At 71.9% G+C, this 23,579-nt stretch carries 25 protein-coding genes; 13 read left to right on the top strand and 12 right to left on the bottom strand.

Annotated elements, in window-relative coordinates:
* Positions 1–11: 11 nt before the first annotated feature.
* The 4 genes from L615_RS01830 to L615_RS01815 all read left to right on the top strand — a co-directional run bounded on the left by L615_RS01830 (position 12) and on the right by L615_RS01815 (position 3,877).
* Positions 12–716, top strand: a complete 705-nt coding sequence (locus tag L615_RS01830; protein WP_145723914.1) for a GNAT family N-acetyltransferase — start codon at positions 12–14, stop codon at positions 714–716.
* 11 nt (positions 717–727) lie between these two features.
* Positions 728–1,789 carry a hypothetical protein gene (locus L615_RS01825; protein ID WP_145723913.1) on the top strand — a complete coding sequence of 354 codons (1,062 nt, stop codon included), beginning with the start codon at positions 728–730 and terminating at the stop codon, positions 1,787–1,789.
* A 698-nt stretch (positions 1,790–2,487) separates the two neighbouring features.
* Complete coding sequence (locus L615_RS01820; protein ID WP_145723912.1) at positions 2,488–3,378, top strand: hypothetical protein; 891 nt, start codon at positions 2,488–2,490, stop codon at positions 3,376–3,378.
* 40 nt (positions 3,379–3,418) lie between these two features.
* A complete protein-coding gene (locus L615_RS01815) occupies positions 3,419–3,877 on the top strand; it encodes a hypothetical protein (protein ID WP_145723911.1) in 459 nt (152 codons plus the stop codon).
* Between the two features lie 190 nt (positions 3,878–4,067).
* On the opposite strand, the gene L615_RS01810 is transcribed toward L615_RS01815, so the two are convergent.
* Genes L615_RS01810 through mobC form a run of 3 tightly spaced genes read right to left on the bottom strand, consistent with a single transcriptional unit; the run spans position 4,068 to position 7,407 of the window.
* Positions 4,068–4,970, bottom strand: coding sequence for a hypothetical protein (locus tag L615_RS01810; protein ID WP_145723910.1), 903 nt, complete (start codon positions 4,968–4,970; stop codon positions 4,068–4,070).
* A 38-nt stretch (positions 4,971–5,008) separates the two neighbouring features.
* Positions 5,009–7,156, bottom strand: a complete 2,148-nt coding sequence (locus L615_RS01805) for a relaxase/mobilization nuclease domain-containing protein (RefSeq protein ID WP_145723909.1) — start codon at positions 7,154–7,156, stop codon at positions 5,009–5,011.
* A 23-nt stretch (positions 7,157–7,179) separates the two neighbouring features.
* On the bottom strand, positions 7,180–7,407 hold the full coding sequence (gene mobC / locus L615_RS01800; protein WP_222430412.1) for a plasmid mobilization relaxosome protein MobC: 228 nt from the start codon (positions 7,405–7,407) through the stop codon (positions 7,180–7,182).
* Positions 7,408–7,463: 56 nt separating this feature from the next.
* Here mobC and L615_RS01795 point away from each other — a divergent pair, with 56 nt between their 5' ends.
* Positions 7,464–7,898: a hypothetical protein gene (locus L615_RS01795; RefSeq protein ID WP_145723907.1), complete on the top strand. Its 435-nt coding sequence runs from the start codon at positions 7,464–7,466 to the stop codon at positions 7,896–7,898.
* Between the two features lie 39 nt (positions 7,899–7,937).
* On the opposite strand, the gene L615_RS01790 is transcribed toward L615_RS01795, so the two are convergent.
* From L615_RS01790 to L615_RS01780, 3 genes are read right to left on the bottom strand one after another with little or no spacing between them, the layout of a single operon-like run.
* Positions 7,938–8,222, bottom strand: a complete 285-nt coding sequence (locus L615_RS01790; protein ID WP_036517161.1) for a type II toxin-antitoxin system RelE/ParE family toxin — start codon at positions 8,220–8,222, stop codon at positions 7,938–7,940.
* The gene (locus L615_RS01785) at positions 8,219–8,779 is read right to left on the bottom strand and encodes a hypothetical protein (RefSeq protein WP_028654952.1); all 561 of its coding nucleotides are present in this window, start codon (positions 8,777–8,779) and stop codon (positions 8,219–8,221) included. Before L615_RS01785 ends, L615_RS01790 begins: the two co-directional genes overlap by 4 nt.
* A complete protein-coding gene (locus tag L615_RS01780) occupies positions 8,776–9,144 on the bottom strand; it encodes a type II toxin-antitoxin system Phd/YefM family antitoxin (protein WP_222430411.1) in 369 nt (122 codons plus the stop codon). Before L615_RS01780 ends, L615_RS01785 begins: the two co-directional genes overlap by 4 nt.
* Before the next feature lie 176 nt (positions 9,145–9,320).
* On the opposite strand from L615_RS01780, the gene L615_RS01775 reads away from it, so the two are divergent.
* Together L615_RS01775 and L615_RS01770 are read left to right on the top strand one after the other, a co-directional pair.
* Positions 9,321–9,530 (top strand): hypothetical protein, encoded by a 210-nt coding sequence (locus tag L615_RS01775; RefSeq protein WP_028654954.1) that lies wholly within the window; start codon positions 9,321–9,323, stop codon positions 9,528–9,530.
* A gap of 339 nt (positions 9,531–9,869) precedes the next feature.
* Positions 9,870–10,655: an SDR family oxidoreductase gene (locus tag L615_RS01770; RefSeq protein ID WP_028654956.1), complete on the top strand. Its 786-nt coding sequence runs from the start codon at positions 9,870–9,872 to the stop codon at positions 10,653–10,655.
* Positions 10,656–10,659: 4 nt separating this feature from the next.
* Here the strand turns inward: L615_RS01770 and L615_RS01765 are convergent, their stop codons facing one another.
* Positions 10,660–11,049 (bottom strand): hypothetical protein, encoded by a 390-nt coding sequence (locus L615_RS01765; RefSeq protein ID WP_028654957.1) that lies wholly within the window; start codon positions 11,047–11,049, stop codon positions 10,660–10,662.
* A gap of 44 nt (positions 11,050–11,093) precedes the next feature.
* Here L615_RS01765 and L615_RS01760 point away from each other — a divergent pair, with 44 nt between their 5' ends.
* The gene (locus L615_RS01760; protein WP_028654958.1) at positions 11,094–11,654 is read left to right on the top strand and encodes a GAD-like domain-containing protein; all 561 of its coding nucleotides are present in this window, start codon (positions 11,094–11,096) and stop codon (positions 11,652–11,654) included.
* Between the two features lie 70 nt (positions 11,655–11,724).
* Positions 11,725–12,108 (top strand): VOC family protein, encoded by a 384-nt coding sequence (locus L615_RS01755; RefSeq protein ID WP_028654959.1) that lies wholly within the window; start codon positions 11,725–11,727, stop codon positions 12,106–12,108.
* A 16-nt stretch (positions 12,109–12,124) separates the two neighbouring features.
* Here L615_RS01755 and L615_RS01750 read toward each other — a convergent pair whose 3' ends face one another.
* On the bottom strand, positions 12,125–12,994 hold the full coding sequence (locus L615_RS01750) for an LLM class F420-dependent oxidoreductase (RefSeq protein ID WP_145723906.1): 870 nt from the start codon (positions 12,992–12,994) through the stop codon (positions 12,125–12,127).
* Positions 12,995–13,046: 52 nt separating this feature from the next.
* Here L615_RS01750 and L615_RS01745 point away from each other — a divergent pair, with 52 nt between their 5' ends.
* A complete protein-coding gene (locus L615_RS01745) occupies positions 13,047–13,754 on the top strand; it encodes a peptidylprolyl isomerase (RefSeq protein ID WP_145723905.1) in 708 nt (235 codons plus the stop codon).
* 18 nt (positions 13,755–13,772) lie between these two features.
* Here L615_RS01745 and L615_RS01740 read toward each other — a convergent pair whose 3' ends face one another.
* Complete coding sequence (locus L615_RS01740) at positions 13,773–14,678, bottom strand: SDR family NAD(P)-dependent oxidoreductase (protein WP_145723904.1); 906 nt, start codon at positions 14,676–14,678, stop codon at positions 13,773–13,775.
* A gap of 22 nt (positions 14,679–14,700) precedes the next feature.
* On the opposite strand from L615_RS01740, the gene L615_RS01735 reads away from it, so the two are divergent.
* From L615_RS01735 to rmuC, 3 genes are all read left to right on the top strand, one after another.
* The gene (locus L615_RS01735; protein ID WP_261376522.1) at positions 14,701–16,731 is read left to right on the top strand and encodes a M1 family aminopeptidase; all 2,031 of its coding nucleotides are present in this window, start codon (positions 14,701–14,703) and stop codon (positions 16,729–16,731) included.
* A complete protein-coding gene (locus tag L615_RS23985) occupies positions 16,647–17,165 on the top strand; it encodes an ERAP1-like C-terminal domain-containing protein (protein ID WP_261376521.1) in 519 nt (172 codons plus the stop codon). The genes L615_RS01735 and L615_RS23985 overlap by 85 nt, the downstream gene beginning before the upstream one ends.
* 111 nt (positions 17,166–17,276) lie before the next feature.
* On the top strand, positions 17,277–18,746 hold the full coding sequence (gene rmuC, locus L615_RS01730; RefSeq protein ID WP_186449674.1) for a DNA recombination protein RmuC: 1,470 nt from the start codon (positions 17,277–17,279) through the stop codon (positions 18,744–18,746).
* A gap of 20 nt (positions 18,747–18,766) precedes the next feature.
* Here rmuC and L615_RS01725 read toward each other — a convergent pair whose 3' ends face one another.
* From L615_RS01725 to gcvP, 3 genes are all read right to left on the bottom strand, one after another.
* Complete coding sequence (locus L615_RS01725; RefSeq protein ID WP_145723903.1) at positions 18,767–19,609, bottom strand: acyl-CoA thioesterase domain-containing protein; 843 nt, start codon at positions 19,607–19,609, stop codon at positions 18,767–18,769.
* Between the two features lie 7 nt (positions 19,610–19,616).
* A complete protein-coding gene (locus L615_RS01720) occupies positions 19,617–20,894 on the bottom strand; it encodes a serine hydrolase (RefSeq protein WP_186449673.1) in 1,278 nt (425 codons plus the stop codon).
* Between the two features lie 2 nt (positions 20,895–20,896).
* A partial coding sequence (gene gcvP, locus L615_RS01715) for an aminomethyl-transferring glycine dehydrogenase (protein WP_145723901.1) occupies positions 20,897–23,579 on the bottom strand: 2,683 nt, incomplete at its 5' end.

The following is a 23,579-nucleotide window of genomic DNA, read 5'->3' as shown; positions in this document are numbered from 1 at the left end:
AAGAATCGAGCATGCTGACCCTCGAGGAGATCTTCCCGCCGTACGCCCTGCGTATCGCCTGCGGCCCGGTCGAGCTCCGGGTGCTGCGCGACGAGGACTTCCCCGAGCTCGTCGAGCTGGTGCGTGGCGGCGTCGAGGCTCCCGGCCTGCCGATGCCGTTCCTGCGCGCCTGGCACGACGAGCCGTTCGCGCCGGGCGCGCCGGACGGCTTCCCGACCTCGTCGCTGGCCTGGTGGTGGACCCAGCGGGCGACCTTCGCGCCGTCGGAGTGGCGCCTGGCCCTCGCGGTACGACGTGACGGCGTCCTCGTCGGCATGCAGGACCTGCACGCGCCGGACTTCCAGCAGACCCGCCAGGTGCTCACCGGGTCGTGGCTCGGAAGGGCACACCAGGGCCGGGGGACCGGGACGCTGATGCGCCGCCTCGTGGTCGGCCTCGCGCTCGACGAGCTCGGCGCGGAGAGCTGCGAGTCGGGCTACATCGTCGGCAACCACGCCTCGGCCGCGGTGAGCCGAAAGGTCGGGTACGTCGACAACGGCCGCCGCCGCGTCGTGCAGCACCTGCGCGACGGCAAGATCGGCGCCGACGAGCAGCGCGTCGTCGTGACGCCGGAGACCTTCGTCCGCCCGCGGGAGCCGGTGTCCGTCGAGGGCGCCGAGGCACTGCGCAGGTTCCTGGGGATCGGTCCACGGATGACCGGACCGTCGGACGGGTAGCGTCACCCGACATGGAGCGCGCGTCGTACGCACAGCGTGTCGAGATGGCCCACGCGGTGCTCGCGGCGGTGCACGAACGGCTGGAGACCGGCGGGTTCGGCGACCGCACCGCGGCCTTGCTGACGGCGGCGGAGCACCACCCGGCCGTGCTCGCCGAGGTGCTGGCGTCGGCGCTCACCGTGGCCTCCAGCGCCTCGACCGACGCCTACGGGCCGGACGTGCTCCGCGACTGCGCGGCGACGGCCGACGAGGCGCACCCCGGCGCCGGCGAGCTGATGCTGGCCGTGGCGGAGGCCGACGCGGCGGACGCCGCCTTCACGTCGTGGCTCACCCGCAGCCAGGCTGGATCGGTCCGCACCCTCGACGACCTGGCCCGCGCCGGCATCGTGGCGCTGGCGATGGTCTCGCGACAGTTCGCCCGCGCGACGACCGACGAGGTGGTCGCCTGGTGGCTCGGCGCCGACCCCGCGCTGGAGGGTGAGGACCCGGCGGGGGAGCAGCGCTGGGAGCCACTGGCCTCGGCGCTCCTGCGCGCCGTCACGGAGCAGTCCGGACCGCACGGCCACGTCCCGACGCCTGCCGCGCTCCTCACGGCGGCACGCGACCTGCTCGTCACCAGCAAGCCCGAGGCACTGCTCCAGGTCGTCCAGGACGCGCTGTTCACGACGGTGCAGAACGAGCAAATCGACCCGGACGACCTTGGCGACGTCACCCGCCGCCTCGACGACGCCTTTCCGCGCGCAGGCGAGCTCTGGATGGCCGTCGAGGAGGACGTCGCCCTCGTCCGCGGCTGGTACGACGAGCTCGTGGAGCGCTGCTCACCCGCGCCGATCGAGGTGGCCAGGCGGATGCCGGCACTGGCGCGCTGGCTGGGGGACCTGGGCCAGGAGGACGTCATCGCGGAGTACGTCGCCGCCGCGATCGCCGTGTTCTGCGTGGAGCCCGTGGAGTCGACCCTGGACGACCTGCCCGACGGCGAGCTGCTGGAGCTGTGGGCGACGGGCGACGGAGCGACCGAGATCGTGCCGCGGCCGCGGAGGTGGCCACCCGCACCATCCAGGAACTGGACATAACGTCGCGGTGGGATTCGGGGGGTCGGGGGAGCCGGGGGAAACGCCGATTGGGCACGAACTGCAAGGCTCTCCACAGAATTGCTGTCGTTTGGTCCCAAACCGCAACGTTCTCCACAGCGGACAGCCCTGGCGGCACGGCCCGGCACGGCAGTCGGTCTCAGACACGCCGATTGGTCACGAACTGCAGGTTTCCGGGCCGATTTCCTGTGGTTTGGGACCAAACCGCAGAGCCAGCGAGTCGAGACGGCCGTCTGGCCAGGCGCAAACGGCGTTGTCACAGCGGCGTTGTCACAGCGGCGTTGTCACGGAACAGCGCTGGAACAGGGACCGATCTCTCCGTACCAATACCGCCGATAACGAACATTATGTCATGCATCGGTCTGCGCGTTACACCAGATGAATCGCCCCGCCGCCCCCATTTGAGGCCGACCGGCCGCGTGATGTCAGCCGGAGGGCTCTGGTCGACAGGGGCGCACACGGCCAGCACCGTCCCCAGCGCCTGCCGATGGAACCCCTTCGGCGTCAGCGCCGTCGTAGTGACATGGGCCTTGGAGTTCGGCACTCGGAGGAAAGTGGCTGGATCATGTTCTTGGGGGGTACGCGAGGGGTAAAAATCTGTCGGGCGCGATTGCTGCCAGTAGCCGCCGACTGTAACCTGCTTGGAACGATGCTGGACTCGGCCCGTTTTAGGAACATCTATGGATGATTCAGTCATCGGTTTCCTAGAGGCTGGAACGAGAAGCGGAGACAAATATATTTATATTCCGATGGGTCGCACTGAGTTCCAGACGCCGTCAGACCTTGCGCTTCGACACCGCGACAATTTCCCCGCTGGAAAAACTTCGGCGTTTCGTCGCCTTGGCCGAGGAAGGATATTTCTGGCAAGAGGCGTCACGTTGTGCCTAGTCATATCGGCGTTAGCAGTCGGAAACATCTTCCTCGCAGGGCCAGCGGCCGCGCATTGCCCCGATCCGGGGAACAACGGCCACAGATATGTATCCGGCGGAAATCAAGTCGTTCTCGCCGAGTCTGTTCGCTTCCGCGTCGAGTGGATGACGGCCGCGAACCAAGATGTGTGCAACTCGGGAGCGAGCTATTCAGCCTCGCTAACCCGCTCCTTGGGAACCTCAGATCCGGCCTGGCTCCAAGTAGGCTGGCGCTATTACGACTGGTACGTCCGACCCATGGGCTATTGCGAACGTCACCCTCGCTCGTCTGGCACCGGCAGTTACGCGCTGAGCGAATACAGCGTGACTCAACAGAAGCAAGTTTACGCATACCTCAAGAACGACAGCAGCCAATTTCTGTGTCGTATTGACGGGGAGACCCTTCGAACGACGCATGAAGATTTCGTGGGCTTCCGCACCGGCAACTGGATGCCGGTGCAGGCTGAAGCTCATGCGCGACATGTGCAACTTGGACGAGTTGCCCCGTCTTGGTTGAGATTAGACATCGCCTCGAGAGTACGAAATGGGGGCTCCGGTTGGGAGCAAATGAACGTCAACGGGGTTCATCGTGACGACACGGTCTACAATTTCACGCAGCCAGAGCCAGATGGATTTTGGGTGAATACAGATGCAAGCCACTAGAAGTCGAGCAAAGGCGCTGGTCGCGGGGACGATCGGAGCAGTGATGCTGGTAGGGGTCCTGTCGGCCTGCGGGACGGCACCATCGGGCGAGGCCAGCCCGAAGCCGTCGTCGTCATCCGCAGCTGTGCCGGCCGACCTTCTCACTGTCTTGGCCCGTGATGGTCTCGTCGTGAAGGAGACAAGTTTCGACGAGGCCTCGACGGACGCCAATGCGGCGTTGGAAGCGTTCGCCCGGGTCTACGATCCGAAACAGTTCCCGACCGCACCCCAGCCCTTCGCGGTCGAGGTCAGCAAGTCCGATGAGAGCCGACTGCCGCCCGGCACAACGGCGTGGATGCTTCATATCGGGGACGTTGAGCAAGACATCACTGGCCCGGCTCTCCCGGGCGGTGAGCGGAGGAGCGAGCCCAGGATCATCGAGACTGACATGTTCACCTTCATCGACTCGAAGACGGGCGACCACCTGGTCACCGTCTACATCGGCCCGGAGAAGAACTGACCCACTCGTGGCCGCCTCGCCGTGGCGGCGCACACCGGCGGCGTCTGCCGCGCCAGAGACCACGAGCAGGCCGCGATCCTGCTCGCTCTCGTGGGACCTTCACCTTAGCCGTGTGCGGCGAGGCCCCTGACGCACTGGGCGGGCCGACATCGGGACCTTGGCGGGGCCCCGAACGCCTCGACCGTGAACGTCATCGTCCGCGGCCCTGCTGCCGCTGTCGACCGGCGCCCTGGCCGCGGGTAGGCCGCGCCTTGGCGGACTTGGCCGGCTTCCTGGTCGCCTCCGTCGCGGGCTTGCCCTGGTACGAGTCGGCACGTATGCGCGCTTCCACCGCTCGGGGGTCGTCGAGGCGTTGCTCGAGATCTCGCGCGGTCGCCTCACGGCGCTCCGCGCTGTCCCATGCGACGTCGGCCTTCGAGTCCAGGCCGTCGCGGTCCGCTCGGCGGTCACCCGCCGAATCCTCGMGCCGGTCGACCTCGGCGGCCGCGTGCTCGGCCGAGTGTTTGTGCGGGTCGTCGTCGGGCCACTGCGCTGTCGCCTCATCGGGCGTCAGCTCACCGCTGAGGACGGCTTCACGGAGCCGCTCACGCTCGGCGGCCTGGTCGAGCTCACGCGAGTCCCGGTCCGCCTGGTCCGCGGCGGCCGTCAGGGCGACGGCCTCGGCCGCGTCACGCTGTGCTCGAGCACGCTCGGCGGCCGCGAGCTCGTCGGGCACCGTGGCGAGGTCGACCGCACGGGGGTCGACCTCGTAGCGCCGCTGGATCTCCTCGCTCATCAGCTGCTCGACCCGGCGCGCCTCGGGGTCGAGATCGCTCCACACCGTCGCCACCTGGTACACCTCGGCGATCTCTTCGGTCCTCGCCCGATCCCACCACCACGGGTTCTCCGCGTGGCGGTAAGCCGACCTCGCAGCCCCCTGCTCTGCCTCGAAACGGGCGGTGAGCTCTGCGGCCCGTCCCTCCTCGAGCGCGCGCCGGCGCTCCGCGACGACCTCAGCTGCTCGGATCGCTGCTTCCGAGAGTCGCGCGACCGTCGTCACGACCAGCCGGGCCTGCTGGCCGAGGGCCTGCTGCATCTCCTGCTCTTCGTCCATCCCGAGTCCCTTCCCGCTATCTGTGGATCACCTGGTGGCTACTTGCCGATGCCGCGGTCCGGGCGCCCCGGTGCGCCCGGAGCCTGCCGTGGCCCTGTCCGTGGTCGACCAGCCGCCGGCGACCTGGTCGACTTCGTCGACGGAGGCGACGTGGTCTCGGCGCTGGTCGACGAGCCCACGCCCGCCGCCTGGAGCCGGCGGCTGACGGTGTCGAGGTCGCGTCGTACGACCAGCTGGATCGTGCGTGCACGGCGTGCCGCGGCCTCGGCGCGGTGCATGTCGTGGATCGCTTTGGCGAGGTTCGCCAGCTGCTTCAGCACCGCGGCGTACGCCGTGGGCCCAGGCCGCGACGCGGCGAGCAGGAGATACGCCGTCCCGGCCGCCGACGGCATCTTCGGTCGCGGTGCTCGTCGAGGTTCGACGATCGTGCTCGAGCGTGCCAGGGCGTCCGCGGTCGCGGCCAGCGGGCCCGGTGTCGACTCGACCCGCAGCGACCAGGCGGCGAACGCGCCGGAGGTCTGTCGGGCGACCTGCGCCCAGGTCTGACGGTCCTCGATCGGGACCGCGCGCAGCTGCTCGCGCAGTTGCGCGAGCTCGGACTCTGCGCGCTGCCACAGCTCCGGTCCGGGCGCGGTGACCTCGCGTCCAGGTGCCGCCGGCCGCCGGCCTCGGGAGGCCGCTGTCCACTCCCTCAGAGCCGCTTCGTTCGCCGCACCGGCCGCGTCGTCGGTGCCGTCGCCAGCTGCCGGGCCGTCGTCGACGGGACTCCACTCGGCCCTGAGGCGAGGCAGGGTCAGGTCCTTGCCGAGCGACCCTCCGCCGTACCAGACCGGCCGCTCCCCGGGCACCGGTTTGGCGGCCACCGAGTACCCGACGACCGCCGGCCCGCCGGCATCAGCGGCCCCAGCCGAGCTGGTGCCCTCGGCGCCGTGGCGGAACCCCTCCGCGAACCGTGGGCGGATCAGCACGCCGTGCTGCCGGACGCGGCGCACGAACTCGTCCTCGGACTCGCTCGCGGTCGCGCACGCCCGCACAGTCCGGGCCAGCTCGAACCGTGGCTGTCCAGATCCAGCAAGGTCCTGGCTGGCCTGGTCGATCAGCTGCTGCCGCTCCCCCACGCTGAGCGCCGACCACTCCCTCACATCTGCGTCAGCGACCCCGTCGGCCCCGTTGGCGCGGTCGCGCAGCGCGTCTCGACGTGCCTGCTCGAACCGCCCCCTGGCCGTCCGCCTCGCCGCGGCGGCCTGCTCCGCGGGCTCGTACCTCTCCTCGACGGTGTCCTCATGCGAGCGGTCCTCGCTCCGCTCCTTCGCCGCGGCGTACGCCGCGGGCGTCGGGAACTGCAAGCCGACCTGCTGCTCCTGAGCGGCGTCGTCGAGCTCGGCCCACGGCACCCGTGCGTCGGCGTCTCCGGCGCCGACCTCCGCCCGCCGGCTGGTCTCCCAGGCGGCCCGCGCGTGAGAGCGGGCCAGCTCGTACTCGTTCGGGTTGAGCGGCATCAGGTCGAACTCCCGCTCGAGCTCGCGACACAGGTCGCGGGCCCTGCGGTAGTCATGGAACGTGTCGGCCTTCGTGCCGTCCTCGCGCACCAGGTTGACGGCGATGTGGATGTGGTCGTTGCCCTTCTCGCTGACGCCGTGGTGCACCGCCACCCACCGGCATCCCGCGACGTAGTCGGGGTTGCGCACAGCCCCGCCAGCTGCACCGTCCTCAGCGCTGCCGCCACCCTCACCGTCGCCCTGCTCGATCAACGGGTCGCCCTGCTCGCCGAAGCCCATACGGTCGACGAAGGCGTGCGCGATCTCCTGCCACTTGGCGTCGCCCAGCTCGCCCTCCTCGGCGCGCAGCGACAGCGAGCAGTGCCACACATGGGCGGGTCGCTCACCGACCTTGACCCTGTCCTTCACCCGCTGACGTCCGGCCTTCACCGGCGTCCTGGCGCCGGTCGCGACCTGCTCGTAGACCGGCACCGTCACCTCGGTGTCGTACGCCTGCCACGGTCGGTTGAGGTGACGCGCGATCGCGAGCGCCTCGCCACGGGTCAGCTCGTCGTTGGTGTGCCACGACATGAGCAGCGGATCGCCCGCGACCAGGTGCGGGCGGGTGTGCTCGTTGGCCTTGCCCGGACCCTGGAGGTACGCCAAGAGACCGCCCATCCGGTCACCCCGGCTGATGCTCGCGTACACGCCCCCGTCCCCTCGCCCAGTCCCTACAGCGCCAGGCCGTCGATCGTCGCGTCCAAGCGCTGAACGACCCTGCGCAGGTAGTCCAGCGTCGCCTTCGTCTCCGGCTGCCACTCCCCCGTCGCGTTGGTCGCCTTCGCGATCTGGTTCACGTTCGCGCCGACCTTGCCGAGCGCACGCTCGATCGCGAAGAGCTGCGCGACCAGGTCCCGTCTCTCCGACGCCGTCTCCGACGCTACCCCCGGCGCGGCCACGCAGGCCCGGCTCCCAGAGGTAGCGAGACGGCGCCGGCATCCCAACAGATTAGAACATGTGTTCGATCAACGCACGGGCCGTGCCCGCGCCCGCGATGCGCGCGAGCAACTGGGGCTGCCCGGTGACCGTCAAAGACCGGAGTTACGCTGACCAGGTGGCCAGGATGACGCCAGCCGAAGCGGCAGCCGTGAACGTCCTCTACGGCTTCCTCGTGGGGATCGATCGACCGATCCCGGCCGAGGTGGCCAAGGCCATGTCGACGCTCGCCAGTCGGGCACACAACCGGCTGCAGGCGGGCGTTGACGAGCACGCTGTGCGAGCTCAGTGGCCCGCCGCGTTCCCCGCGGGCGGCTCGGAGCGGCTGGTCGACGAGGGACGGGCCTCACCGGCGGAGGGCCCCCACGGGAGCCTGCCGGCGCCCATCGCCGTCGACGGAGGCGGCACAGTCAGCGACCTGGTCGACCAGCAACGCAGCGACGAGCTGCCCTGAGCGCGATTCGCACCCCGCGACCCGTCGAGCGCCCTCCTATCAGCGATAGACCTCGCGGCGGTGCCCGAGAGCGAGGACGAGGACGAGGAGCACGTCGTCCTGGACTTCGTAGATGATCCGGTAGTCGCCGGTGCGAACTCGCAGCTCGCCGGCGCCCCCGACGAGCTGTTTCGCTCCCGGCGGACGTGGGGTGTCGGCCAGGAGTTCGATGGCGGCTTGGATTCGACGCTGCACGGGAGGGTCGAGCTTGCGCAGCTGCCGGGCAGCCGCCGGTGTCAGCTCGATGCGGTAGCGCTGGTCGTCGCTGCCAGCATCGGAACTCATCGCCCGGCCCGGCCGAGCGCCTCCGGCCGTTCGTCGGCCTTCGCCGCCAGGGCCTGCTGGCGGCCGTACTGGTCGACGCCTTCGGTCCAGAGCTGCTGGCGGTAGTGCCCCGGGCTCTCAGGCTCGGGCGTGGTGCCGACGAAGCCGGGGTCAACTCCAGCGTAGGTCGCCGAGATGCCGCGCATGCCGTTGACGACGGCGTCGAGCGAGAACGTGAGCGCCTGGGGGTGGTGGCGCCGTACCCAGGCCTCAGCGCGAGACCATGCGGCGTCGTATCCCTTCGGGTCGCCTCGACCATCGTTGGCCTCGACGGCGGCCCGGTAGTCCCGCCAGAGCTCGTAGGCTTCGCGGTTCTGGGCGATGTGGTCAAGGAGGATGGGGAGGCACCCGCACTCCTCGGACGTCTCGTGGTGGTGGCCGACGCATCGATCGTCGTCGCATCCGCACTCGTCGCCGCGCCAGAGCCCGTCGGTCCAGCCCGCTGCCCGTGCCCATTCCTCGTCCGTGTAGCCGGCCGCTCCGATGGTCTCGAGCGCGCGCACGCTCAGGTGCGTCATGACGTCGCGCCCGTCCCGGTCGTCGCATCGGCGAGACCGAGGTCGGCCTTGACCTGCTCCCAGGGGATGGGAGCAGCGCCGGACTCCTCGAGCTCGGCGCGGGCGGCCGCGGCCGCACGGATGTCGGCCAGGTCCTCGGCCGCCTCGACGAGCTGATCCAGCTTGTCCGCATCGACCACCGCGGCGATGCGGCGGCCACGGCGGGTCAGGAACACGGGCTCGTGAATGCGGGCCTCGTCGACGACGTCGGCCAGCCGCGCGCGGGCCTCGCTCACAGTCATCTCGGTCATGTGACGACCGTACACGAAACCGCCGAAACGTACAACTCGGTCGTTCCGTACAAAAGCGCCGGTAACGAACGTCATGTCAGATTGCAGCCGGAGCGGCCCCAGAGCCCTCCTCCCTGACAGCCCCCACCACTACCCCAGTGGAAACCACACCGGTGTCACCTAGGTTGGTCCCATGGACGGATCCGACGACGTCGACCTGCGCGTCGTCGGCGACGACGACGAGTGGTCGGTCCTGCGGTGGCTGTCCTGCGGTGGCTGTCCTGCGGTGGCTGTGGCAGGCGTACCGTGCCGACCTCGCGCCGGTCGTCCACGGCCTGCCGTACGCCGACGGTCGCTACCAGGCCCGGATGGTCGACGGCCTGCCGGATCCTGACGCCGCGGCGTACCTCGCGTGGCGGCCGCACCCGAACACCGGCGAGGCCGCGCCCGCTGGGAGGCCTGACCGGTGGACGAGCAGCTGAGCCGCGCGGTCGTCGCCTACCTCGGCAAGGGCCGCTCGGCGTTCCCCCCGACGCCGGTGCCGTCGCCCCGGACGCACCCGCCACGGAGCGCGACGCCCTGCTGGCCCGGGTCCGCAACGTCGTCGACGAGTGCCTGGCGATCGAGGTCGACTGGCACGACCGGTCCCTGGCCGCGGCCGGCCAGGTCGCCCGGGACACGATGGCCCGCCGCCACCCCGGGCTCTCCCCCGACGCCCTCGACGCGCTGCGCTGGTTGTTCACCTACACCTGGCGGTAGCCCCACGCGAGCTGGCAGACCCGCCGGGCGACGGCGAGCACGCCGCCGCGATACTCGGGCGCATGACCCAGCCGACCGTCGTCGTCACCGGTGCCGCCGCAGGCATCGGCCGCGCCATCGCCACCCGCTTCCACGCCGCCGGCCACCTCGTCGGTGCGTACGACGTCGATGAGGCCGGCCTCGAGCAGCTGGCCGCCGACCTGCCCGGTGTCGTGACGGGTCGCCTCGACGTCCGCGACGCCGACCAGTGGCGGGCCCGCCTGGCCGAGCTCGTGGAGCGCAGCGGCGGCCGGCTCGACGTGCTCGTCAACAACGCGGGCATCCTCGCCGGCGGCGCGTTCGCCGACATCGACCTCGCCACGCAGCAGCGGATGGTCGAGGTCAACGTCACCGGCGTCCTCAACGGCTGCCACGTCGCGCACCCGTACCTGCGCGACACCCCCGGCGCGCACGTGGTCAACCTGGCCTCGGCCAGCGCGATCTACGGCCAGCCGGAGCTGGCGACCTACTCGGCGACGAAGTTCGCCGTCCGTGGGCTCAGCGAGGCGCTCGACCTCGAGTGGGCCGGAGATGACATCACCGTGCACGCGGTGTGGCCGCTGTTCGTGCGCACCGCGATGACCGAGGGCCTCGACACCGCGTCCACGCGCTCGCTCGGCGTCCGCCTGACCCCCGAGGACGTCGCGGCCGAGGTCGTCGACCTCGTCCTGGGCAGCCCCTCGCGCCTGCGCCCCCGCTCGCCCCACCGCGCGGTCGGGAAGCAGGCGAAGGCGCTGATGGCGTCGGCCTCACTTGCGCCGACTTGGCTGATGCGCGCGATCAACAACCGCATCGCCGGACCTCGGTAGCCGGCTAGCCGGTGCCGGCCCAGGCGCCGGTGGCGACCATCGCGGCCACCCACACCGCGAACGCGGCCCACCAGCACCAGGTCGTCCACCGCCCGATGCCGCTCAGCCGTGCGCGCTGCCGCAGGTAGCACGGCGTGAAGATCGCGTACGTCGGCACGATCCCCAGCCACTCGACCCGGGGCGCCTCTCCCCTGCGCCGCAGGTCACGGACGTCCAGCGTGAGCAGGACCGCGGTGCCGCCGACCATGAGCACCAGGCTCGTCGCGAGCAGCGGCCACACGCCCCACGGGGCGCCCAGCGCACCGGCCAGCGGCAGCGCGGCAGCGACCGCCGGGCGTACGGCGGACACCGGCGCGGCGGCGAGGGCGGCGTCCTCCTGCGGAGTGGTCGGCACGGCAGGACCCTAGCGCTGCCGCCCACGTCGATAGGTTCGGGCGCATGGTCGAGATCACGGACTTCGTGCCGCACTCCCCTGTCCCGCCCGCGGTGGTCGAGGCCTACCGCGGAAGGGTGCCGGACGAGATCGTCGAGGTGTGGGAGCGCTACGGCTACGGCACCTTCGGCGAGGGCTTCGTCCGTGTCATCGACCCGGCGCTCTACGAGGAGCAGCTCGGCGACCGGATCGGCAAGACGCAGGGCGACGGCATCGCGATCCCGGTCATGACCACCGGGCTGGGCGACCTGATCACCTGGGAGCCGAGCATCGGCGCGCTGGTCCTGCTGATGTTCCGCTCGCACCGCGTCCGGGGCCTCGGCCGCGCGCACTCGTTCTTCACGCTGCTGCGCATGGACGGCGTCGAGCACCTCGAGGAGGACCTCGAGTGGGACCTGTTCCCGCAGGCCGTGGCCGCGCAGGGCCCGCCGGCGTACGACGAGTGCTTCGTCCACGTGCCGCTGCCGGTGATGGGCGGCCCGGGCACCGTGGACACCTTGAGGAAGCGGCAGACGCTCACCGCGATCCAGGTGATGGTCGAGCTGCAGGGCGCCATCGGCCACTGACGCCCCGCGGCACTGACGCTGGGCGCTGGGAGGCGTACCGTCGACAGGGTTCCCGACCCCGGAGGCTCCGATGACCGCTCCCGACGGACACGTGAGCGTGCGCTACCTGGTCGACGACGTCGACGCGGCGGTGGCGTTCTACACCACCCACCTGGGCTTCACCGTCGGCACGAACGTCGCGCCGGCCTTCGCCGAGGTGTTCCGCGGCGCGCTGCGGCTCCTGCTCAGCGGCGCAGCCAGCTCCGGCGCCCGGGCGACTCCCCCGGACCGTGCGGCCCAGCCGGGCCGCAACCGGGTCAACCTCCCGGTCGAGGACCTCGAGGCCGAGGTCGAGCGGCTCGGCGCGGCCGGCCTGGCCTTCGCCAGCGACCTGGTCTCCGGCCCGGGCGGCTCGCAGGTCCTGCTCGAGGACCCGTCGGGCAACCTCGTCGAGCTCTTCCAGCCCCGCGCGTGAGCGCCGCCCGGCGGTCCTAGAGCCCGGCGACGCGCGGCAGCACGCGGTCCACCAGCTCCGTGGTCCACGCGACCGGGTCGTCGGAGGCCGGCATCGCGGTCGCCAGGCTCACGCCGAGGCCGGCGTACTCCTCCATCTCGGCGACGAACCGCTCCGACTCCCCCACCGGGTCGCCGAACCAGAGGATGGTCTTGCGGATCGCGTCGTAGTCGCGGCCGAGGTCGTCGCAGTGGCGGCGCAGCACCTCGAGCTTGCGGGCGACGCCCGGCACACCGTCACCGGTGAAGAGGTTGCAGGCGTCGGCGTACTGGGCCACCATCCGCAACGTCTTGCGCTCCCCCTGCCCGCCGATCATCAGCGGCACGCGGCCCCGCACCGGCCGCGGCAGGCAGATCGTCTCCGCCAGCTGGTAGTGGGTGCCCTCGAACGGCCCGTCGTCGTCGCTCCACATCTGCTCGGTGATCCGGATGGTCTCCTCGAGCCGCTCGAAGCGCTCCGCGAGCGGCGGGAACGGTACGCCGAGGCCGGCGTGCTCACGCTCGTACCAGGCCGCGCCGATGCCGAGCCAGGCCCGGCCGCGCGAGAGGACGTCGAGCGAGGAGACGACCTTCGCCAGCACGCCCGGGTGGCGGTAGGTCACGCCGGTGACCAGCAGGCTGAGGTCGACCCGCTGGGTGCGGCCGGCGATGTAGCCGAGCGTCGTGTAGCCCTCGAGCATCGGCACGAACGGGCCACCGAAGTCGACCATCTGGAAGTGGTGGTCCATCACCGTGACGAGGTCGATCCCGCCCTCGTCGGCGACCTGGACCGTGGCGTCGAGGCGGTCGGCCAGGGAGGTCTGCCAGTCGGGGTGGGTGAAGGTGGCGTAGTGGATGCCGAGGTCCATGGACGTCAACCTACGCCCGCTCGGCTCCGGCTGTCTGCGTACGATGCGGGCCATGCGTTCCCGCCTGCTCGCCGGTGTCCCGGCCCTGCTCCTGCTCGCCTCCCTGTCCGCCTGCAACGACGACGACCCGGAGGCCAGCGACGACACCGGCACCAGCAGCGAGGGCGGGACGTCGTGCGAGTACGTCGAGACCGGCGGCGCCGCCCGCGACGTCGAGCTGCCGCCGGCCACCACCGACCTCAGCGGCGAGGTCCCGGCCGTGCTGCACACCTCGATCGGTGACCTGAAGATCACCCTCGACGCCGAGAAGGCGCCGTGCACCGTCGCGTCCTTCGCCTCGCTGGCCGAGCAGGGCTACTACGACGGCACGTCGTGCCACCGCCAGGGCAACGACCCCGGCTTCGAGTTCCTCCAGTGCGGCGACCCGTTCTACGACCCCGAGGCCGAGCAGCAGGACCCGGCCGTCGGCACCGGCAACCCCGGCTACAACATCCCCGACGAGATCGACGGCACCGAGACCTACGAGGCCGGCACCATCGCGATGGCCAACACCGGTGCCCCGAACTCGGGCGGTGGACAGTTCTTCATCGTCTTCGGCGACTCGCAGTTCCCGCCGAGCTACACGGTGTGGGCGCACCTCGACGCCGAGGCCGTCGAGCTGGTGAAGAAGGCCGCGGCCTCGGGCAACGACGGCAGCTCCCGCGCCGGTGGCGGCGTGCCGAACACCCCGGTCACCTTCGAGGGCATCGACGTCGGCTGAGCCGGCTCCGGCGCGGGCTCACCGCTCCTGCAGCGCCGGCAGGTCGATGCCGGTGAGCTCCACCGACCTCTCCCAGAGCCGGTGCGCCAGGACCTCGTCGTCGACCTTCGGCGACATCTGCGCGGGCGCGGGCCAGCCCCACAGCTCGGTCCGCCCGTGCGGGCCGATGTAGGTGCCGCCCTCGACGTCGGTGGTGGCGGCGTAGACGGTGTTGAGCGCCCCGCGCCAGCCCGGCATCCCGACCAGGCGGTGCCCGTAGTGGCCGATCGCGGTCACGACCGGGTTGCCGGAGCCGCTGGTGATGCTGGTGGCGGTGGCGCCGGGGTGCGCGCCGACCGCCCGCAGCTGCGAGCCACGCGCGCGCAGGCGTCGGTCGAGCTCGCGCATGAACAGCAGGCAGGCGAGCTTGGAGTCGCCGTACGCCTGGAACGGGCGGTACGGGCGCTGCAGCCACCCGAGGTCGGCGAGGTCGATGCGGCCCGAGCGGTGCTCGCGGGAGCTGACCACCACGACGCGGTCCGTGAGCAGCGGCAGCAGGCCCAAGGTGAGCGCGAAGTGACCGACGTAGTTGGTCGCGAAGTGCATCTCCACGCCCTCGGCCGACAGCGCGTACGGCACGCCGAGCACGCCGGCGTTGTTGACGAGCACGTCCACCGGGCGGCCGTCGGCCGACAGGTCCGCCACGAAGGAGCGCACGGACGACAGGTCGCTGACGTCGAGACGGCGGACCTCCACCCGGCCCTTGTCGTAGCCGGGCACGGTCCGGGCGGCCGCCTCGGCCTTCTCGACGTTGCGGCAGGCCATCACCACCTCGGCACCGCGCGAGCCGAGGATCCGCGCCGTCTCGAGGCCGAGGCCGCCGTTGGAGCCGGTGATGACGAAACGCCGTCCCCGCTGGGGAGGCACCTGGGTCCACGGACGCACACCGCATTATTACGCTGACCGGATGACCAGCGACTCCGGGACCGCCAGCCTGACCCGCACCGAGGCCGAGCACCGCGCGAGCGGCATCACCGTCACGTCGTACGACGTCGACCTCGACCTCTCCGTCGCCGAGGAGACGTTCTCCTCGCGCACCACGATCCGGTTCACCAGCAGCTCGCTGCGCACCTTCGTCGACGTGAAGCCGACGGCCCTGCACGCGGTCCTGCTCGACGGCGCTCCCCTCTCCCCCGACGCGCTCGACCGCGGCCGCCTGCCGCTGGACCTCACCAGCGGCGAGCACGAGCTCGTCGTCGAGGCGACGATGGGCTTCCGCAACGACGGGGAGGGCCTGCACCGCTCCGTCGACCCGGCCGACGGCCTCGCCTACGTCTACGGCATGTCGTTCATGGACGCGGCGCCGTCGACCTTCGCGTGCTTCGACCAGCCCGACCTCAAGGCGCCGTACACGATGCGGGTCACCGCGCCCGCCGACTGGGTGGTGCGCGGCAACGCGCCGGCCCGCGAGGTCGGCTCCGACGCGCACGTGCGCCGCTGGGAGCTCGGCCCCACTCCCCCGCTGGCGACCTACTTCGTCACCCTCGTGGCCGGTCCCTACCACCTGCTGGGCGACGAGCACGACGGCATCGGGCTCGGCCTCAGCGCGCGGCGCAGCCTCGCGTCGGTGCTCGACCGCGAGGCCGACGAGCTGTTCACCCTGACCCGGCAGTCCTTCGACGAGCTGCACCGGCTGTTCGGGGTGCGCTACGCGTTCGGCGACTACCACCAGGCGTTCGTGCCGGAGTTCAACGCCGGCGCGATGGAGAACCCCGGCTGCATCACGATCCGGGACCCGCTGCTCTTCGAGGGCGCGAGCACGCGGGCGGACCGCTGCTTCCGCGCCAACCTGGTCGCCCACGAGATGGCGCACCAGTGGTTCGGCAACCTGGTCACCCCGCAGTGGTGGGACGACCTGTGGCTCAACGAGTCCTTCGCCGAGTACACCGGCCTGCGCGTGATCACCCACGCCACGGAGTACGACGACGCGCCGGTCCACGACTCCTACCTGCGCCGTGTCTGGGGAATCACCGCCGACTCCCGCCCGACCACCCACCCGGTCGCCGGCAACCCGGCGGAGGACGCCCTGGCGGCGCTGCAGAACTTCGACGGCATCTCCTACGCCCGCGGGGCCAACGTGCTGCGCCAGCTCGCGGCCCGGCTCGGCGACGACGCCTTCCTCGGTGGGGTGCGCGAGCACTTCGACCTGCACCGGTTCGGCAACGCCACCATGGGCGACCTGTTCGCGTGCTGGGAGCGGGCCGGCGGCGGGGCGGACCTGTCCGCCTTCGTGAAGGACTGGCTGCTGACCCCGGGCGCGGACCAGCTGAGCGTCGACCGCGAGGCCGGCGTCGTGCGCCGCAGCTCCCCGCCGGCGTACCCGGCCGAGCGCACGCACCTGCTCGACGTCGCCGTCCACCGCGACGGCTGGGAGGTCAGCCGGCACACGCTCACCGACGCCGAGACGCCGCTCGACCTCGGCGACGCACCGGTGCTGCTGGACGCCACCGAGACCACCTGGGCGATCTGCCCGCCCGACGCGACCACGATGGCCGCACTCCCCCGGCTCGCTCCGACGATGGAGGACGACCGGCTGCGCGCCACGATGTGGAACAGCGTGCGACTCGCGCTCTTCGACGGCGCGGTCACCCCGGCCCAGGTCGCCGACCTGCTGGTGGCCGCCCCGCCCGTCGAGGACGCCACCACCGCCCAGCGCGGTCTGCTCGCGTGGCTCCAGTCGACCGTCCTCCCGCTGGCGCCGGAGGGCACGACCGCCCGCTACCACGCGGCCGTCCTCGACGTGCTCGACCGGGCGACCCCCGGCACGGAGCTGCAGCTGTCCGCCTTCCGCCACGTGCTGGCGACGGCCACCGACGCCGAGCAGCTCCAGCGGTGGGCCGGTGGCGTACGGCGGTGCGCCTGCCGCTGCCGGACCAGGTCCGCATCGACGTCGACCTGCGCTGGCGGGCATGGCGCCGCCTGGCCGAGCTCGGCCTGACCGACCGCGCTGCCCTCGACGCGGCACTGGCCGCCGAGCCGAGCAGCACCGCCACGGTGCACCACGCCGCCGCCGTGTCGTCGCTGCCGACCACAGAGGCCAAGGAGTTCGCATGGGTGCGGGCGACCGGCGAGGTCTCGGTGCCGAACTACGAGGTCGAGGCCGCCGGCCGCGGGATGTGGCGCACCGACCAGCGCGCGCTGACCCAGCCGTTCGCCGAGCGGTACTTCGCGGACTTCGACGCCCTCACCTCCGCGCACCAGGGCTGGGTCCAGGCCACGGTCGTGTCGTCGTACTTCCCGATCACGCACCTCGACGACACCACCGTCACGGCCGCGCGGGGCCTGCTGGCGCGCGACCTGCCGGGCGCCGTACGACGCCCGCTGGCCGACGCGCTCGACGAGCTCGAGCGGCGGCTGGCCCTGCTCGGCTGAGCGGGCCGGCCTGCTCTGCTGAGCGGGGCTGAGCGGGCCGGCCGGGCGTGAGGTCGGCCTCGTCGGCGTGGCCCGCGGGGTTCCGTCGGGCGTCACTGTTTGACTGGTCCCATGGCCACGATCACCACCCTGCTGCTCGGTCTCCTGCTCGGTCTGCTCCTCGGGGCGGCCGGCGGCTGGCTGCTGCGCCGGGGCGAGGTGGCCCAGCGCGAGCACGACCACCAGCGCGAGCTGGAGGGCCTGCAGCGGGAGCTGGAGCAGCTCTCCCGCGACCACCAGCTCGAGGTGGAGCGCAGCGAGGCCCGCCACGAGAGCGCCCTGGCACAGCTGCGCCACGAGCTCGACCGGGTCGAGCTGCAGCACCAGGCCGCCGTCGAGGAGGTCCGGGTGCGCGAGGCCGAGGCCCGCGCCGAGGTCCGCTCCGAGCTGACCGCGGCCGCCGCCACCGTCGAGCAGCTGCGCGACGCCCTCGACCAGGCCCGCGCCCAGCACCGCACCCTGCTCGACCAGCAGCGCCAGGCGCAGGCCGAGCGCGAGCGGGCGGAGAACGGGCAGACCCAGGTGCTCAAGACCCTCACCCCGGTGGTGGAGCACCTGCGCTCGATGCAGCGCAAGGTCGACGACCTGGAGAAGGCCCGCGTCGAGCAGCACACCGAGCTCGCCGCGCAGATCCGGCACACCCAGAAGTCCGTCGAGGACTCCCGCAAGGCCGCCGACACGCTCGCCACCGTGCTCAAGGACAACGCCGTGCGCGGCGTGTGGGGCGAGACCCAGCTGCGCACGCTGGTCGAGACCGCCGGCCTGGTCAACCGCATCGACTTCGAGCTGCAGCACTCCCTCGAGGCCGACTCCGGTGCCCGCCGCCCCGACATGGTGATCAACCTGCCCGGCGGCAAGCAGATGGCGATCGACGCCAAGGTCCCCTACAACTCGTTCATGGACGCCCACCGCGACGGCCTCCAGCCCGAGCAGCGCCAGCGCCTGCTCGAGGACCACGCCAAGAAGGTGCGCGGCCACGTCGACACCCTCTCCCGCAAGGGCTACTGGACCGGCCTGCGCACCAGCCCGGAGTTCACGGTCGCGTTCATCCCCAACGAGCAGCTGCTCAACGCCGCGCTCGAGGTCGACCCGTCCCTGATGGAGCACGCCTTCAAGCAGGGCGTCGTGCTGGCCACCCCCACCAACCTGTGGGGCATGCTCAAGACAGTCGCGTTCACCTGGAAGCAGGAGGCGCTCACCGAGGACGCGCAGGCGCTCTTCGAGATGGGCCAGGTCCTCTACCGCCGCATCCTCAAGCTGTCCGAGCACGTGGAGAAGCTGGGCCGCTCGCTGCAGCGCAGCGTCAAGGACTACAACGCCTTCACCGGTTCGCTCGAGCGCAGCGTGCTGCCGGCGGCGCGCAAGCTCAACGCCGCCGACCCGGTCGCGACGATCCCGGCGCCGAAGGAGATCGAGGAGGCGCCGCGGGCGCTGACCAGCAGCGAGTTCGCGGCGATCGCCGACCTCGAGCGCGAGGAGCTCACCTTCGACTTCGACGTCGCCGAGGGCGAGGTCGTCGAGGACGACACCCAGGCCGGCTGACCCAGCCGACCCCCGACCGCTCAGGCGCTGCCCTCGAGGGTCACTCCCCCGGACAGGTCGACGGTGCGCCGCGCGTTGGCCAGCGACGTGACCGTCGCGGTGCCGATGCTCCCCCTGCGGTCGAAGACCTCGGCCGTGCCGACCGCGACGCCGTCGGAGGCGACGTGGTCACTCGCACGGAGCCCGACCGAGATGCCGTCCGGGCGGCGGCTGAGCGCGAGGTCGATGTCGACGTTGATGTACTCCACGCCACCGGATCCCCAGTTGGTCACCATGCTCGTGGCGTCCGCGATGGAGGCGACCGCCTGGAACGGCGTGGGTGGCTGGTCGAGCAGCACCGGCACGGCGATGTGCCAGGTGGCATGGCGCCCGGCGTTCTGGTGCTCGCCGAAGTTGTCCGACCACGGCTCGTCGCTCTCGAAGAACGGCACGTGGTGGGGCAGGTCCGCCGGCACCAGCTCCAGCGAGGGCGGCTCCGGGCGGTCCCCCTCGGCCGACCACACCTCACCGGGCGGGTTGGTGGACGGCTCGAGGAAGGTCGCGCTGGCCCGAGCGACGGGCCGGCCCGCCTGCTCGACGACGGCGTCGACGAGGACCAGCCGGGGCCCCTCGCGCACGACCGTCCCGCGCGCGGTGGTCGGCACCATCTTCGCCGGCCGGAACAGGTCGACGTGGTAGCGCGCCGGCACCAGGCCGCCACGGCCGATCGCCTCCACCTCACGCTCCAGCGCCCACGCCAGCAGCGCGCTCACGGCGACGCCGTGCATCTGCTCCGACGACCAGAGGCTCTGCGCGTGCGGCTGCGGCACGAAGGCGTCACCGTCGAGGGCGTACCACGAAAACTGGAACGTGTTCTCGTTCATCGTCCCATCATGCCGGATGACCTCCGGGCACCGGCACGCGAGGGTCGTACGGCGTGCGGGTGTAGACGAAGGTCGCGCACTCGAGGTAGCGCACGGCTCCCCCCGTCCCCGGCTCCCGGTGCACCACGAGCCGCTCCCCGCGGTGGTAGCCCTCGGAGCCGGTGAAGCCCTCCCCGGAGCCGTCCCGGACGAAGCGCTCGTGCGGCTCGGCGGTGCGTAGGTCGCGAGCGACGACCTCGCCGCCCGTCCACTCGAAGGCGAAGGCGGTGTTGCCCCAGAACCACAGCCCGAGCAGCTCGGCCACCTCGCCCGGCACCGGTCGCGGCGACGGCTCCCACCGTCGTGCGGTCGGCGGGGCGACCTCGCCGAGCAGGACGCCCGGCACCCGCTCGGGCTGCAGGCCGGTGGTGGCATTCGTGAGGGCGACGACGACGTCGCGGGTCGAGCGGTCGACGAACAGCGAGGCCTGGAAGCCCGGCATCGACCCGGTGTGGCCGACCATCGTGCGTCCACCCACGTCGAGCCGGCGCAGGCCCAGGCCGTAGGCGTCGGCCTGCGGGGCCGGCTCGGCCATCTCCGCGAGCGTGGCCGGCGCGAGCACGTCCGGGTGTCCGGTGGCCAGGAAGTCCGCCCAGCGCAGCAGGTCGTCGACCGTGCTCCACAGCTGGCCGGCCGGCGCCATCGCGCCGGTGTCGGTGTGCGGCTCGGCCGTGAGGGTGTGGGCGAAGTGGTCGACGCTGCGGCCGGGCGCGTGCGCCTCCGGCGGGTGGTACGACGTCGCGCCCATGCCCAGCGGCACGAGCAGCCGCTCCCGGACGGCCGCCCACCAGGACTGCCCCCGCAGCCGGGCGACGACCTCGCCGAGCAGCGCGTAGCCGAGGTTGGAGTAGTGGTAGTACTCCCCCGCGGCGGCGACCCGACCGGAGCCGTCGTTGGCGGCCAGCAGCGCCGCGACGTCACCACCGTCGACGCGCTCCCACCACGGACCGACCGGCTCGCTCTGCAGGCCGGCGGTGTGCGCCAGGAGGTCTCGCAGCGTCGCGTCGCGGTAGCCGGTCTCCGGCACGAACCGGCCGAGCGGATCGTCGAGCGAGAGCGCACCCTCGTCGCGCAGCTGCAGCACGAGCACCGCGGTCAGCGTCTTGGTGATCGAGCCGATCCGGTAGGCCGAACCGACGTCCGGCTCGGCGTCGGGCAGCACCGAGAGGCAGCCGCGCCAGGCCGGGTCACCGCCCAGCGCGACGGCGGCGCTCACCGACGGCAGCCGGTCGTCGTACGTGGGCACGGTCAGTCGGCGTAGGCGTCGACGGGCGGGCAGGCGCAGACCAGGTTGCGGTCGCCGTAGGCCTGGTCGATCCGCGCCACCGGCGGCCAGTACTTGTCCGCGGTGATGCCGGCCGGGAAGACGCCGACCTCGCGGGAGTAGGGCCGGTCCCACTCGCCCACGAGCGCCCGCGCGGTGTGCGGCGCGTGGTGCAGCGGCGAGGCGTCGACCGGCCACTCGCCTGCCGCGACGCGGTCGATCTCGCCCTTGATGGCGATCATCGCGTCGCAGAAGCGATCGAGCTCGGCGAGGTCCTCGGACTCGGTGGGCTCGACCATGAGCGTGCCGGCCACCGGGAAGGACATGGTCGGGGCGTGGAAGCCGTAGTCGACGAGCCGCTTGGCGACGTCGTCGACGGTGACGCCGGTCTGCTGCGTGATCGCCCGCAGGTCGAGGATGCACTCGTGCGCGACCAGCCCGGAGTCACCACGGTAGAGCACCGGGAAGTGCTCGCCGAGGCGCGCGGCGACGTAGTTGGCCGACAGCACCGCGACGGCGGTGGCGCGGGTCAGGCCCTCGGCGCCCATCATCCGCACGTAGGCCCACGAGATCGGCAGGATGCCCGCCGAGCCGAAGGGCGCGGCGCTGATCGCGCCGGTGCCCTCGCGGCGCCCGGTGTCGGGGTGCAGCGGGTGGGTCGGCAGGTACGGCGCCAGGTGCTCGCGCACGGCGACCGGGCCCACGCCGGGGCCGCCACCGCCGTGCGGGATGCAGAAGGTCTTGTGCAGGTTGAGGTGCGACACGTCGCCGCCGAACCTGCCGGGCTGGGCGTAGCCGAGCAACGCGTTGAAGTTCGCGCCGTCGACGTAGACCTGCCCGCCGTGCTCGTGGACGACCTCGCACAGCTCGGTGATGGTCTCCTCGTAGACCCCGTGCGTCGAGGGGTAGGTCACCATGATCGCGGCGAGCGACTCGGAGTGCTGCTCGCACTTGGCGCGGAGGTCGTCGAGGTCGACGGTGCCGTCGTCGGTGGCCTTGACGACGACGACCTTCATCCCGGCCATGACCGCCGAGGCGGGGTTGGTGCCGTGCGCGGAGGACGGGATCAGGCAGATGTCGCGCTGCTCCTGGCCGTTGGCGCGGTGGTAGTTGCGGATCGCGAGCATGCCCGCGAACTCGCCCTGGGCTCCGGCGTTGGGCTGGATGGAGACGCGGTCGTAGCCGGTGACCTCGGCGAGCCACGCCTCGAGCTGGTCGATCATCTGCCGGTAGCCGTCGGCGTCGGCGGCCGGGACGAACGGGTGCAGGCCGGCGAACCCGGCGAGGGAGATCGGCTCCATCTCGGTGGTCGCGTTGAGCTTCATCGTGCAGGACCCGAGCGGGATCATGCCGCGGTCGAGCGCGTAGTCGCGGTTCGACAACCGCGCGAGGTAGCGCAGCATCGAGGTCTCGTTGTGGTGGGTGTTGAACACCGGGTGGGTGAGGAAGTCGGTCGTGCGGGCGAGCTCCTCGGGCAGCGCGGACGCTGCCGACCAGCTGCTGGCCCCGACCTGCTCGGCTCCGAACGCCCCCAGCACGACGTCGAGCACGGGGCCCGAGGACTCCCCCACGCTGATGCCGACGTGGTCCTCGTCGACCTGGCGCAGGTGCACACCGCCGTCACGCGCGGCTCGGACGAACTCCGCGGCGCGCCCCGGCACGCGGGCCAGGACGGTGTCGAAGAAGGCGTCGTGGACGACCTCGACATCGGCCGCGCGGAGGCGCTCGGCGAGGAGCGAGGCCTGCGCGTGGATGCGCTGCGCGATCGCGGTCAGGCCCTGCGGGCCGTGGTAGACGGCGTACATGCCGGCGGTGACAGCGAGCAGCACCTGCGCGGTGCAGATGTTCGACGTCGCCTTGTCGCGGCGGATGTGCTGCTCGCGGGTCTGCAGCGCGAGCCGGTACGCCGGGCGACCCTCGGCGTCGAGGGAGACGCCGACGAGGCGACCGGGGAGCTGGCGCTCGAGGCCCTCGCGGACGCTCATGAAGCCGGCGTGGGGACCGCCGTAGAACAGCGGGACGCCGAAGCGCTGGGTCGAGCCGACCACGACGTCGGCCCCGAGGGTGCCGGGCGCCTCGAGCAGGGTCAGCGACAGCAGGTCCGCGGCGACGACCGCCAGGCCGCCGCGCTCGTGCACGGCGTCGATGACCGGCTTGATGTCGGCGACCCGGCCCGACGCACCGGGGTACTGCACGAGCACGCCGGCGACGTCACCGTCCGGCAGGCCCGCGCTGAGGTCCGCGACGACGACCTCGACGCCGATCCCCTCGGCGCGGGTGCGGACGACGTCGATCGTCTGCGGCAGCGCGTCGGCGTCGACGACGAACGGGCCTGACGCCTTGCGGTTGGCGCGGAAGGCCAGCGCGACGGCCTCGGCAGCGGCGGTGCCCTCGTCGAGCAGCGAGGAGCCGGCGGTGGTCAGGCCGGTGAGGTCCGCGACCATCGTCTGGAAGTTGATGAGCGCCTCGAGGCGGCCCTGCGAGATCTCCGGCTGGTAGGGCGTGTAGGCGGTGTACCAGCTCGGGTCCTCGAGCACGTTGCGGCGGATGACCGCGGGGGTGATCGTCGCGTGGTAGCCCAGCCCGATCATCGCCTCGCCCGGCACGTTCGCCGCGGCCAGGGCGCGCAGCTCGGCGGCGGTCGCCTCCTCGTCGGCGGCCTCGGGC

Source organism: Nocardioides sp. J9 (assembly GCF_007829375.1).
Classification (GTDB): domain Bacteria; phylum Actinomycetota; class Actinomycetes; order Propionibacteriales; family Nocardioidaceae; genus Nocardioides.
The sequence above is the reverse complement of the archived record's forward strand: the minus strand, read 5'-3'. Positions and strand labels throughout refer to the sequence as shown.

Coding starts and splice junctions, on each gene's coding strand:
- L615_RS01830 (WP_145723914.1), top strand. CDS start 12: ATGCTGACCCTCGAGGAGATCTTCCCGCCGTACGCCCTGCGTATCGCC.
- L615_RS01825 (WP_145723913.1), top strand. CDS start 728: ATGGAGCGCGCGTCGTACGCACAGCGTGTCGAGATGGCCCACGCGGTG.
- L615_RS01820 (WP_145723912.1), top strand. CDS start 2,488: ATGGATGATTCAGTCATCGGTTTCCTAGAGGCTGGAACGAGAAGCGGA.
- L615_RS01795 (WP_145723907.1), top strand. CDS start 7,464: ATGTGTTCGATCAACGCACGGGCCGTGCCCGCGCCCGCGATGCGCGCG.
- L615_RS01790 (WP_036517161.1), bottom strand. CDS start 8,222: ATGAGTTCCGATGCTGGCAGCGACGACCAGCGCTACCGCATCGAGCTG.
- L615_RS01785 (WP_028654952.1), bottom strand. CDS start 8,779: ATGACGCACCTGAGCGTGCGCGCGCTCGAGACCATCGGAGCGGCCGGC.
- L615_RS01780 (WP_222430411.1), bottom strand. CDS start 9,144: ATGACGTTCGTTACCGGCGCTTTTGTACGGAACGACCGAGTTGTACGT.
- L615_RS01770 (WP_028654956.1), top strand. CDS start 9,870: ATGACCCAGCCGACCGTCGTCGTCACCGGTGCCGCCGCAGGCATCGGC.
- L615_RS01760 (WP_028654958.1), top strand. CDS start 11,094: ATGGTCGAGATCACGGACTTCGTGCCGCACTCCCCTGTCCCGCCCGCG.
- L615_RS01755 (WP_028654959.1), top strand. CDS start 11,725: ATGACCGCTCCCGACGGACACGTGAGCGTGCGCTACCTGGTCGACGAC.
- L615_RS01750 (WP_145723906.1), bottom strand. CDS start 12,994: ATGGACCTCGGCATCCACTACGCCACCTTCACCCACCCCGACTGGCAG.
- L615_RS01745 (WP_145723905.1), top strand. CDS start 13,047: ATGCGTTCCCGCCTGCTCGCCGGTGTCCCGGCCCTGCTCCTGCTCGCC.
- L615_RS01735 (WP_261376522.1), top strand. CDS start 14,701: ATGACCAGCGACTCCGGGACCGCCAGCCTGACCCGCACCGAGGCCGAG.
- rmuC (WP_186449674.1), top strand. CDS start 17,277: ATGGCCACGATCACCACCCTGCTGCTCGGTCTCCTGCTCGGTCTGCTC.
- L615_RS01725 (WP_145723903.1), bottom strand. CDS start 19,609: ATGAACGAGAACACGTTCCAGTTTTCGTGGTACGCCCTCGACGGTGAC.